Here is an 11,584-nt window from a genome sequence, read left to right on the forward strand (position 1 = left end):
TACACACTGCGGGCCGTCGGAGCAGAACATTGCATCCGCGGTGCAGTCACTGCAGCGTCTTGACCCACGCCTGGATGGCCGAGAGGCCGTCGTCGTCCGCGATCTTCGAGGCGATGGGCGGCATCTGCTCCGTCGTCCCGCGGATCGTCATGCGATGCACGATGCAGCTCCCCTCCGGGTTGCCCGGGCTGATGCGCATCGTGACGCCCGGCGTGACGAACTTCTCCACTGGCACGCGCACGCCTGTCTTCCAGGTCCCCGTGTCCTCCACGCTCGTGTCGGTCACCGAGAGCTGGAGCGTGAACGGGTTGTTGAACTCGATGCCCTGGGGGTTGTGGCAGTTGCCGCAGTTGGCGTGCAGATAGCCCAGCGCCTTGGACGCCACGGCATCTCCAGGCACCTTGAGCGCTGGCACCGCGGTGCTGAGCCGGCCCTCCGCCACCAGCGTCTTGAGCGTCACCCCGGCCCCGTCGTGGTTGAGCTGCAGGGCGCTGAAGCCCAACGCGCGCTCCGGCAGGTAGTTGTGGCAGGAGGTGCAGCTCTTGGCCGCTGGGATGTTGTGCGTAGACCCCTGCGCGTTGACGACGCCATACTGCACATAGTCCGCGTCGGACCCATCCTCGCGCCAGGCATAGGCCGCGAGGATGAAGTCCTTGGGCCTTGTCCCATAGCGCGCGATGAACCGCGTCTCGAGGAGCTTCCCGTCGACGACGAAGTCCTTCCACAGCCGCGCGCCCACGGGGAGCACCCAGTGATCCATGTCACTGGTCTCGATGGGGCACCCGTCCGGGATCTGCACGTATCGGGTCTTCTCCGCGTTATCGGACCAGAGGGTGAAGGCGGGCTCGAACTTCCGCACGTTCGGTGCGAGCGTCCGAGCCCGGATGTCCTGGAAGAGCCCCGTCGCCGACAGCGTGGGCGGTACCACTCCCCCCTCCAGACCCGTCTGCAGATCCCCGCAGGCCACGTTCTGCTGTGGCTCCGGATCAGGCTCGAGCGTGCCCGAGGAGCACGCCGCGAGGAGGCACGCCGCGAAGAGACATGCCAGGGACAGGGGCTGCTTCACCCCAGGAGAGGACCGACGACTGAGAGTGACGAGGTTCATCATGACGGCTCTTCTAATCAGATCCCGCTCGTGAGGCAGGCCGAGTTTGCCGCTGGCGCCGCACACTTGTCAGTGGAGCAGGTCTGGCAGGAGCCGCAGTCCGCAGCCGCCGTGCAGCTCGCGCCCACGCACTCATTGCTGGCGGTGCTGCACGTCTCGCCCCCAGCCATGTTGCAGTCCGTGTCCGCGGTGCAGTAGCGGGCCGGCTCCTGGGTGAGCTTGTCGGCGGCGCCCGTGCGCGGGACCTGGTTCTTGAGGTAGGTGAAGATCGCCTTCAGGTCATCCTCGGTCGCACTCTTCAACCCCTCCGCGATGCCGGACATGGGGTGCGCCAGCTTCCGGGTCGTCGAACCTCGCGTGACCATGCCCGTCGTGATGATGGCCTTGAACTGCTCATAGGTCAGCTTGGGAATGGCGCCGTTGTTGGCGCCCAGCAGGTTGGACGTCATGGAGCGCGTGTACTTCTGCAGCGCGTTGAGGCCCGGCGGCACGACGAAGTTCTGCCCACCCGTCAGGAACCTGTCCGTGGGGATCTTCTGGTTCATGGGATCCCGCTGCGGGTTGGTGTGGCACCCGCTGCAGTCGCCCAATGCGTTCACCAGGTAGCTGCCGCGCGCGTACAGGGCGCGATCGCTGGTGCTCAGGCTCGCGAGCCCCGGCGGATCCGCCAGCGTCTGGAGCGCCAGGCCCCGCTCCTGGTTGAGCGTGTCCGAGTCACTCTCCGCGGGCAGCGCCCGGGAGATCTCTCCATCGTTGTACGAGCTGGGGAAGGGCACCGGCCGCGCCGCCGCTGCAGCGCCCTTGAGATCGTCGGGCACCGGGTTGCGGACCGCGGGGACCTTCTTCAGGTACGCGTAGATGGACTTCAGATCCTCCTCGCTCATCCACCGGAAGGTCTGCCAGGGCATGACAATGAGCTGCTCGGAGGCGTTATCGCTCTTGAAGTCCTTGCCCGTGCGCATGGCCTCGACAAACTCGGCCTCGGTCAGCTTCATGCCGGTGTCGGGATCCGGCGTGAGGTTGCGGCCGTAGACGATGTCGCCCGCGGCGCTGATCTGGAAGGGCAGACCCCCGCTGAGGTACTTGGGCGGCCCGCTGGGCGAGGGCGTCTGGTGGCAGTCCTGGCAGACGATCACGTTCACGTAGTAGCTGCCGAGACCGATGCGCTCCTTCTCCGCGTTCGTGAGGCCGTTCACATCGAGCTCGAACGGCGCGATGGTGAGCCCCTTCTCCGCCTGGGCCGAGAGCGGCTTCTCCTCGGGTGGCTTCTCGTCGTCCTTGCACGCGGCGGTACCGAGCAGGCTACCGGCCAGGATCAAGGAGGCGCAGGAGCGCAACCACTTCCCTCCTCGAACAGCGCGCGGGCTGATGAATCGATCGTTCTGCACAGTTTGCTCCGGTATGGGGTGAAGCCCTCGAAGGCGCGCGTGAGCCTGCCGTTCCCTCGTCAGGGCCCCTCACGGTGCCCTAAGTCCGAGGCATCCTCAAGGAGGAGGGATCGCCAGAACCCCAGGGCGGCTTGGAGCGCCGCGACTCTTCATCGAGGAGACCGACGGCCGATACTTGCTCCTGTACACTCACAGCGTGGGTCCGCCCCCTCCTTCCTCCATACTCCCCCTGAGCCTGGCCGGTCCGTTGACGCTACGCCCGGCTGCTCGAGGCGGAGAGGATCGGGGTGCTCGAGATCACGAACTGCCGCAGCCTGAACTCCGCTCCCTGCCCGAAGACACGGTGGCTGAGCTGGCTCTTCTCGTCAACGAAGCCACTCCCCGCTGCATCCTGCGTTGAAGGGAGCACGTAGTAGCCGGGCTTGCCCGTGAGGCGCACGAGGCCGCGACCGTCCTGGAAGGCATCGAGCAGGGTGAACATCCCCATGCCCCCGTTGAGCTGGCGGATCTCGACGTCCTCTTCCTGTCCACCGTGATCGGTGATGAGCCACCGCGAGTCGAGGCGGCGGCCGATCCGGTCGACTCGGAACACCTCTTTGTCCTCGAGGAGCCACCGCACCACTCCCGCCGCCCGGTCATAGGTGATCTTCACGTGGTGCATGGCCTCCGGGGTCCGCTGTGCCACGGGGATGGAGTACGTGAAGGCCGCATAGGGATGCTGCGGTGTCCGCATGAGGGCCAGGCGCTCATAGATCGCGTACACCCGCTCGTTGGTGAACATGTAGTTGAAGATGATGCAGCTCTCGAGATCGAGCGTGTTCTGGCCGAACATCGCCAGGCGCAGATCATCGTCGCCGTTCTGCACCGCCGAGCCGAACGGGTGGGCCCGCGTGCCGAACGTCCGGCCGGTGATCCACGTCTCGAACGCGAGTTCCTGGCCACGTACCGCATCGAAGCCCGGGAAGCCCGTGGACGCCTTGTGGGTGGTGTAGGCCAACCACTTGCAGTGATCGAACTGCCCGGGAGGATCATTCTCACCCTTCTCCGGAGCCAGCGAGAGGGTAAAGGCCGGCTCGCCGGTGGTGGAGTTCCTCCCAGGTGGAACCACCCGCAGCCCCTCTAAAGAGGGGGCAGCAATGCCGTCATTGGCAACGAAGGAACCGGCCACGAAGTGGGTCCACCGCGCATCGGGAGTGCCCACCACGAAGGGGCCGTCGAAGCGATCCCAGACCGTATGGTGCGGCTCCAGGAGCGAGTGGAGAGGGGCTGCTGCTATCGGGGCCTGCTGCGTGGCTTGCTGTTCCTTGGTCATCGCGGACCACCTTTCTCGACCGCATAGGTGAGCTCCTTCCCTTCCTTGCCACCCGGCGAGGTCCACCGAGTGGAGCGCATCTCAAGTCGCCAGCACCAGCAGCACTGCCACCCATTTCCAGGATGTCTTCACGTATCCTCTGGGGGGTGAGCATAGCGCGGGCCTCTCTGTGGAGCCTCGGCCGATCTTGTACTCCGATGTCATGACGTGACCCCTGAGAGCACACGCCTCCAGCGCTCGAGCACCTCCGGGGGGGGCGCGGACGAAGAAGGTGACGAGAACTTCATGAAGACGCCGGATGTCCTCAGGCGCGTAGGCATTGAGCTGAAGTGCGTCTGGCACTTCCAGGGCAAGCGCCGCACGCGTCTCCGCATCAACGCGATCGATCTTGTTGAGGAGCACTCTCGACGCAACACCCGACGCACCGATCGCCTCGAGAGTATCGCGGGTGACTCGAAGCTGCTCACGCCACTCGGGATCGGCGGCGTCGACAACGAGGAGCAAGAGCCCCGCCTCATGCGCCTCATCGAGCGTGGAGCGGAATGAGGCAACGAGCTCGGACGGCAGGTTCTTGATGAAGCCCACCGTGTCCGAGACGAGGATGGGGGGCTTCGTCGCCGGCGACAGCGAACGCACCGTGGTGCCAAGCGTCGCGAAGAGCTTGTCCTCCACGAGCACGTCGCTACCGCTCAGTGCTCGCATCAAGGAGGACTTTCCCGCGTTGGTATAGCCAACCAGGGCCACGCGCAGCGTGTCCTTTCTGCGCATGCGCCTCGTGGCCGCCGACGCCTGCACCTCCGCTAGCTCCCGCCGAAGCTCGGCAAGCCGCTCGCGGTTGCGCTGCTTGGCCAGCTCGACGTTGGTATGACCCTTTCCGCCGCGTCCGCCACCTCCCTCGCGATCATCGATGGCGTGGTCATCGCGAACACGGGGCGTCTCATATTGCAGACGAGCGATCTCTACCTCCAGGCGGGCCTCTCGCGTCTGTGCGCGCTGCTCGAAGATACTGAGGATGACTGCCGTTCGGTCGAGGACTTCGACGCCGAGCGCAAGCTCGAGGTTTCGTTGCTGGCCTGGGCTCAGCTCGCCGTCGACAAGGACCCGCTCGGCGATAACCGAGGCTCTGAGCGAGGCAAGCTCTCGAAGCTTCCCTTCACCCACGAGGGCCGGTGACGTCCTCGCCGATCGTTTCTGGATGACGGTGCGCACCACTCGGATGCCGAGGCCGCTCGCGAGTTGTTCGAGCTCCGAGAGTGACACGGCAACGTCGGCATCGGACTGCTGGGGAAGCTGTACGGCGAGGATGATGGCGGTGCGCTTGGCTGCTCGGTAGCCAGCGGCCAGAGAGTAGGCCAGAGGGCGATGACGCTAGGCGTCCGGCGCTGTCGCCGAGGTTACCAGCGCCGAAATCGTGGCCTCTGCTGGCGCCTGGCCGAAGTGCTTGCCTAACGCCTCCGTCAGCGTGTCGACCGCGACCGGGACCAATGCCGGGTCACGCGCCTTGATGAAATCCACGATCGGGAAGCCCTCGATCAGCCCCACGGCGACCTCGCGCATGCTCGTGATCGTGGACCTCTTCTGAACGACCTCGGCCTGCACGTCGACGAAGCCGGCGCTGACAAGCAACCGGGTGATCTCCTGGGGATCACCATGGCCCGTCTGGGTCAGGTAGAACTGCGGCAGCTCGCCCGGAAACAAGGAGCTGACCGTCTCGTGTGCCAGGCGTATCGCCTCGTTCTCCGCGACCGCCCGCCATGTGGCCATGAGCAGCCGTCCACCGGGCTTGAGCACGCGCAGCGCCTCGCGCGCTGCCGCTGGCTTGTTCGGCACGAACATGATGCCGAACTGGCAAACCACGGCATCGAACTCGCCACTGCCAGAACGGAGCCGGGTCATGTCCTCCCGCGCCCACTGCACGTTGGCGCCGGGCCCGACGGTCCGTTTGGCGACCGCGAGCATCGGCTCGTTGAGATCGGTGGCGATGAGCAGCGCCTCGCCCGGCAGCGCCTCCCGCAATCGCCGGGTGAGGAGGCCCGTGCCACACGCAGTCTCGAGCACGCGCCGCGGCGAGAACGCCGCGATGCGCGCGGAGAGCTCCTGAGCATACGGCTCGAAGAGGAAGGGCCCGACGCCGCTGTGATAGTTCTCGGGGATGGCCCCGACGTAGGCGGCGTGGTCGGCGACAGCGGGTCCTGCGGGCGTCACCTTCTGCGACTGCTTGATCGTCTCTTCCATGCATGGCTCCGGAGGGGGGGCCCAGGTGTGTGAAGTGCGAGACAGTAGTGCCGCCGAGACTGCGTCCCTGCGGCGCGGTTCGCGGCGGTGTCGTGCTGTCGACGCACGCGCAGCGCGGCGGCGGCTCCAGGATGTGCAACCGTTGAGCAGTGGACGGAAGGCGCAAATCTTCTGGGCCGGTGCGGCTCTTGGTCGAGCCTGGCTGCCTACCGGCCCGGGAGCCGAAAGCTCACTAGTCAATTGAATTCGGTCCCTTGCCGCATGCGTTGCTCGAAGGGTGCCCCCTTCATTGATAGAGCACGGGGAGAGTGGGTCTTCCCCCCCCACGAAGAGGCACCCATGGAGCAGTCTACGACCCGAAAAAGACCCGGCGTAAAGCTCGCCGGTTCGGTGGTGGATCGTTCCTGCCACGCCTGCGCCTTCTTCCACACGCGCGAGGAGTACTACGATGTCCTCCTCCCCTTCATCAAGGAGGGCCTCCAGGCGGGTGAGAAGGCCTTTCATGTCCTGGATGCGCAAGACCACGCCGAGCACCTGAAGCAGCTCGAGAAAGAAGGCATCTCCGTCTCGCAGGTCAAGCAGACCGGGCAGCTGGAAGTACGTCCTTGGGAGGAGGCCTACCTCAAGCCGGGACATTTCAGTCAGGACGCGATGCTGGAGCTCATCGAGGGTGTCCTCAAGGAAGGACGAGGCCAGGGCTATCCGATGACCCGCCTCGTCGCGAACATGGAGTGGGCGTGCAAGAAGGACGTGCCCGGCGTGAAGGACATCGTGAAATACGAGACGCGCCTCAACCACGTGCTGCCCAGATACGACGACGTGGTGGTCTGTACCTACGATCTGTCGAAGCACAGCGCGAGCGTGGTGATGGACATCATGCGAACCCACCCGATGGTGATCATCGGGGGTCTGCTGCAGGAGAATCCGTTCTTCGTGAAGCCGGACGAGTTCCTGCAAGAGCTCCATCAGCGCGGGGCATGAGTGCTCGCGAGTCGCTTGTCATCACCTCAGACGTGGACGTATCGATAATGGACTCGGCCTTCAGCGAGATTCAGGCGCTCAGGCGGTGCACCCGCGACATCGTCGCCGTCTCGACGCTGCCGGCGATCTGGGCCTCGCAGGCTCCGGTCCAGATCGCCGGTAGCCTCGCCGAGGTTCTCTCGGACACCCTTAGCCTGGATCTGGCCTATGTCCGGGTCAATGAGCCGGGCGGAAGTCCTCTTGAGATCGGCTACACGCCGCAAGGCTTCCTGACGGACGAGCGGGTGGGGCAGGTATCCCGTTGCATCGAGCCCAGGCTGCAGTCGGATCTGCGGATCGCCGTGGCGCAAGGGGTCCCGCATCCGCTCGGGCCGGGCACGCTTCAGCTCGCCTTCATCTCGATCGGGCTGGCCCAGCGGCTGGGCGTCCTGGTGGTGGGCGCGAAGCGGGAGACGTTCCCTCTCGAGACGGAGCGGCTGGTGCTCAACGTCGCGGCGAACCAGGCCGCCATCGTGCTGGAGCGCAAGTGGGCGGAGCTGGCGCTGGAGAGCAGCCAGCGACAGCGCGCGCAGCTCTACGAGAGAGAGCAGCGGCGCAGCCAGCAGCTGCATCGGCTCGCACGAGCGTCGCTCGCGATCAACTCCGCTCCTTCCCTGAGCGCTACCTTGCAGCTGATCACCGAATCCGCTCGGGAGATCATCGGCTGCCACCAGGCCTTCATCCGCACCACCAGGGAGCCGGACCGAGCGGAGAGCCTCAGCACCGGCTCCCTGAGCGCAGCTCCCCCGCCGCTCCGAGGCCGGTTGGCCACTCCGTTGGTGGGACGGAATGGGAGGAACATCGGGCTGCTCCAGCTCTCGGACAGGGTTGAGGGCGAGTTCACGGAGGACGACGAGGTGATCCTCGCCCAGCTGGCGCAGACGGCTGCCATCGCCATCGAGAACGTCGGACTCTACGAGGAGGCCAAGAAGGAGAGAGACCTGGCCGAGTCAGCCCGGGCGCAGCTCCGCCTGGTCTCGGATACCTTGCCGGCGCTGGTCTCGTACGTCGACCCCTCGCGGACGTTCCGCTTCGTGAACGCAGAATACGAGCGCTGGTTCGGCAAGCCTCCGCACGAGATCCTCGGCAAGCGGCTGGAAGAGCTCGTGGGCGAGGAGAACGCACGGCTGCAGGCGCCATACCTCGAGGCGGCCCTCTCCGGCCAACAGGTGGGCTGCGAGCTCCTGACGCCTCACCAGGATGGGAGGCCGCGCGATACCAGCCTCACGTACATGCCGGATCTCGACCCGAACGGGACTGTGAGAGGCTTCGTGGTGCTCATCCAGGACATCTCGGAGCGCAAGCGGGTGGAAGCGGCGTTGAAGGAGAGCGCGGCGCGGCTGGACCTCGCCGTCCGGACAGCGCAGCTGGGGGTCTTCGACTGGGACATCACCTCGGATCGCCATGTCTGGTCGGATGAAACGGCGCGGTTCTTCGGGTACGGGCCCGGCGAGTTTCCCGGCACCATGGAGGCGTTCATGGGCCGGGTTCATCCCGAGGATCGCGACCGGCTTCAGGATGCACTCCAGACGGCATTCAAGGACCGCGTCGAGTTCCAGGTCGAGTACAGGACCCGCTGGCCGGATGGAACGACTCGATGGCTCTCGGCCCGCGGCCAGGTGTTCTTCGACGCCGCCGGAGTCCCCGCCCGTCTCCTGGGGACCTTGCTGGACATCTCGGAGCAGAAGCGGGTCGAGCAGGCGCTGCGGGAAGCAGTCCGAACCCGGGACGAGTTCCTGTCCATCGCTTCTCATGAGCTCAAGACTCCGATCACCTCCTTGAAGATGCAGCTCCAGATGACCCAGCGGAAGATCAAGCCGGAGGAGCAGGTGGGCCTTCCGCTCGAAAAGCTCGCCAGGGTCCTGGCCATCTCTACCCGCCAGGTCGATCGCTTGACCAACCTCGTCGAGGACCTGCTGGATGTCTCGCGAATCCAAGCGGGGAAGCTGGACTTCCGTTTCGAGTCCGTCGATCTCTCGAGCCTGGTCCACGAGGTGGTAGAGCGGCTGCGTGATCAGCTGAGTGAGGTTCGCTGCTCGGTAGAGGTCTTCGCCACGGATTCGCTGCGCGTGGAGTGCGATCGGTTCAGGGTCGAGCAGGTCGTCGTCAACCTGCTCACCAATGCCATGAAGTACGGCGCGGGGCGCCCGATCCAGATCTCCGTCGAGCCGCTGCACCACGCGGCGAGAATCAGTGTCCAGGATTTTGGAATAGGCATCGACAAGGACAAGCACGAGCTGATCTTCGAGCGCTTCGCCCGCGCCGTTCCGAGCAGGAACATCAGCGGTCTGGGGCTGGGCTTGTACATCGTGAAACAGATCCTCAATGCGCATCATGGTCATGTTCGTGTCGAGAGCGAGGTGGGCAAGGGCTCCACCTTCGTCATCGAGCTTCCGCTCCACCAGCTGACCGGCCCGTCCATGCCCGTGGCGCTCCACGCGGTTCGGTGACCGCTGGCCGCCTTGAAGCGCTCAGCCCCTCGCGGGTATAGACCCGCAGCTGCGGAAGGGTCCCTGGCCTCCGCTCGCTCCGAGGAGCTCCATGACCGCGCGTCAAAGCAGCCGCGGCTGCACATCATCGTCCCCCGCACCGCGCGTGAGCCCATGCGCTCTCTGAGCGAGCGGCTCCAGTCCGTTCGCGCCTCCCCTTTGGCGCTCCTGAAGGGGCTGGCGGTCGTTGCCGCACTGGGGATGCTCGCCTACCGCTTCGCTCACTTCGATCTCGTCTCCTTCATCAACGACGAGCCCCACTTCCTGACCGCCGCCAACGAGCAGCTCCGTACCGGCCACTGGGTCTCCGCCTCGCCGATCCAGGGGACGCAGGGCACCACCTACGGGCCCACCGTCCTGTGGTTCTACGGCGTCGTCCACCGGCTCTTCGGCGATGCCCCTCAGGCGAGCATCCTCGCCATGTGCATCACCGTGACGCTCGCGCACGGGGCGGTCGCGCTGGCGCTGACCCGGGTCTTCCGGGGAGACGCCCTGTTGCTCGCCGCGATGCTGGCACTCGTGGCCGCCTCCCCCTATCAGTTCTTCTGGTCGCGCCTGGCGTGGGACCAGATGGTCAACGTCTTCGCGTCCTGGACCGTGGTGTTGCTGGGCCTCCCAGGCCCCCTGGGCTGGATTCGGAGAGTCCTGCTCGGCCTGGTGCTCGGGTTCGCCATCTCTTCGCACCTGATGGTCCTGCCGCTGGTGGCGCTCACCTTCACCGTGCTGGCGCTCGAGCTCCTCCGCCAGCCTCGATCGCTGGCACTCACCCTCGGCCCTGTGATCGCGGTCGCGCTGCTGGTCAACCTGCCCTATCTCGGCTTCCTCCGAGCGCACCCGCCGTCCCCACCGTCTGCCTCGGGTTCATTCACCTGGTCCCTGCTGGGCGAGCACCTGCTCCAGCCCGCTCGCGTAGCCACGACGTGGCAGCTCGCCTACTTCTTCGACCATACGTGGCCCGATTTCCTGCAATGGGTGGGCAGCACGGGCCGCTGGCTGCTGGAGCACGCGGGCTGGAGCACGGCCGCCCTCCTCGCCGTGAGCGGCGCGGGCCTGCTCCTCACCGTGCGCGCAAAGGAGCCAGAGCAGCGTCGGGTGGCAGGGCTCGCGCTCGCGGTGTGGCTGGGCTACGCGCTCTTCTACACGGTGCGTGGCCTCAACAGGGAACCGCACTACCAGTTTCCCACCTGGTGGGTGGTAGCGGCGGGCATCGCGGGCGCGCTGTATGCGCTGCGCACGCGGAGCCTCCGCCTGGCCACCGTGGCGACGCTCGTCGTGCTGATGGGGGCGGGGCTGCAGTTCCTCGTGAACGTGGCCTGGATGGGCTACGCCCGCGAGCGCGGAGGCACCCAGGGCATCCACTACTCCACCCCACTTGCGGCGCAGCAGGGGGTCATCCGCCGCCTGTGCGAGGAAGCTCGGGGCACTGTCTTCCTGGAGAACCACACCACGCTCTTTCCGCCCTCTCTTGGCTACGTGGTGCGCACCACGGCCGCCTGCCAGGGGCTGAACATCCACCTCTGTGGGCCCCAAGGCTGTCCCCCGGGCGCTCCCGTCCGGCGGCTGCGCTACGCCGCGCCCGTCGGTGGAGCCCTGGTCCTCGAGTAACGCGGGAGCGCCAGGAGGCGGTGCGCGCAAACCGCTATGCTTCGACAATGGTTCAAGTCACGCATCCACTCCCCACGTTCACCCTGCCCGAGGTACGGCGGCTCGCGAGAGCGCTGTATGGCGTCGATGCCGAGGCCGAGCCCCTTCCCGGCGAGCGAGACCAGAACTTCCGGCTGAAGACCACCGCCGGCGGCGATCTGGTGCTGAAGATCGCCAACGCGGCCGAGTCCCGTGCCGCCCTCGAGCTGCAACACCGTGTCCTGGCCATCCTGAATGAGAAGGTCCACGAGCTGACCACGCCGCGAGCCGTTCCGAGCGTGAACGGCGAGACGATGACCACCGTCCGGAGCGTGGACGGCACCGAGCACATGGTGCGCGCGCTCACGTTCCTTCCAGGCCGGCTCTGGGCGCATGTCACGCCGCACTCACC

Annotated in this window: 9 protein-coding genes; 4 read left to right on the forward strand and 5 right to left on the reverse strand. The window is 66.2% G+C overall.

The window, feature by feature from the left end; translation table 11 throughout:
• Positions 1–46: 46 nt before the first annotated feature.
• The 5 genes from VD972_RS13905 to VD972_RS13925 form a co-directional block, all read right to left on the reverse strand.
• Entirely contained in the window at positions 47–1,108 is a 1,062-nt protein-coding gene (locus tag VD972_RS13905) for a hypothetical protein (RefSeq protein ID WP_324986622.1), read from the reverse strand.
• Positions 1,109–1,122: 14 nt separating this feature from the next.
• Positions 1,123–2,442 (reverse strand): cytochrome C, encoded by a 1,320-nt coding sequence (locus VD972_RS13910; protein WP_324986625.1) that lies wholly within the window; start codon positions 2,440–2,442, stop codon positions 1,123–1,125.
• Between the two features lie 304 nt (positions 2,443–2,746).
• Positions 2,747–3,805 carry a DUF6081 family protein gene (locus VD972_RS13915; protein ID WP_324986628.1) on the reverse strand — a complete coding sequence of 353 codons (1,059 nt, stop codon included), beginning with the start codon at positions 3,803–3,805 and terminating at the stop codon, positions 2,747–2,749.
• A gap of 81 nt (positions 3,806–3,886) precedes the next feature.
• Positions 3,887–5,161 (reverse strand): GTPase HflX, encoded by a 1,275-nt coding sequence (gene hflX, locus VD972_RS13920; protein ID WP_324986646.1) that lies wholly within the window; start codon positions 5,159–5,161, stop codon positions 3,887–3,889.
• 12 nt (positions 5,162–5,173) lie between these two features.
• Complete coding sequence (locus tag VD972_RS13925; RefSeq protein ID WP_324986631.1) at positions 5,174–6,040, reverse strand: class I SAM-dependent methyltransferase; 867 nt, start codon at positions 6,038–6,040, stop codon at positions 5,174–5,176.
• 339 nt (positions 6,041–6,379) lie between these two features.
• On the opposite strand from VD972_RS13925, the gene VD972_RS13930 reads away from it, so the two are divergent.
• The 4 genes from VD972_RS13930 to VD972_RS13945 all read left to right on the forward strand — a co-directional run.
• On the forward strand, positions 6,380–7,021 hold the full coding sequence (locus tag VD972_RS13930) for an MEDS domain-containing protein (protein WP_324986634.1): 642 nt from the start codon (positions 6,380–6,382) through the stop codon (positions 7,019–7,021).
• Entirely contained in the window at positions 7,018–9,510 is a 2,493-nt protein-coding gene (locus VD972_RS13935; RefSeq protein ID WP_324986637.1) for an ATP-binding protein, read from the forward strand. Before VD972_RS13930 ends, VD972_RS13935 begins: the two co-directional genes overlap by 4 nt.
• 153 nt (positions 9,511–9,663) lie before the next feature.
• Positions 9,664–11,154, forward strand: a complete 1,491-nt coding sequence (locus VD972_RS13940) for a hypothetical protein (protein WP_324986640.1) — start codon at positions 9,664–9,666, stop codon at positions 11,152–11,154.
• A gap of 47 nt (positions 11,155–11,201) precedes the next feature.
• Positions 11,202–11,584, forward strand: a 383-nt coding sequence (locus tag VD972_RS13945) for a phosphotransferase (RefSeq protein WP_324986643.1), incomplete at its 3' end; no start/stop codon positions are given.

Origin of the sequence: Hyalangium sp., assembly GCF_035629615.1 — a bacterium.
Classification (GTDB): Bacteria; Myxococcota; Myxococcia; order Myxococcales; family Myxococcaceae; genus Hyalangium.

Coding starts and splice junctions, on each gene's coding strand:
- VD972_RS13940 (WP_324986640.1), top strand. CDS start 9,664: ATGCGCTCTCTGAGCGAGCGGCTCCAGTCCGTTCGCGCCTCCCCTTTG.
- VD972_RS13915 (WP_324986628.1), bottom strand. CDS start 3,805: ATGACCAAGGAACAGCAAGCCACGCAGCAGGCCCCGATAGCAGCAGCC.
- VD972_RS13930 (WP_324986634.1), top strand. CDS start 6,380: ATGGAGCAGTCTACGACCCGAAAAAGACCCGGCGTAAAGCTCGCCGGT.
- VD972_RS13925 (WP_324986631.1), bottom strand. CDS start 6,040: ATGGAAGAGACGATCAAGCAGTCGCAGAAGGTGACGCCCGCAGGACCC.
- VD972_RS13905 (WP_324986622.1), bottom strand. CDS start 1,108: ATGATGAACCTCGTCACTCTCAGTCGTCGGTCCTCTCCTGGGGTGAAG.
- VD972_RS13935 (WP_324986637.1), top strand. CDS start 7,018: ATGAGTGCTCGCGAGTCGCTTGTCATCACCTCAGACGTGGACGTATCG.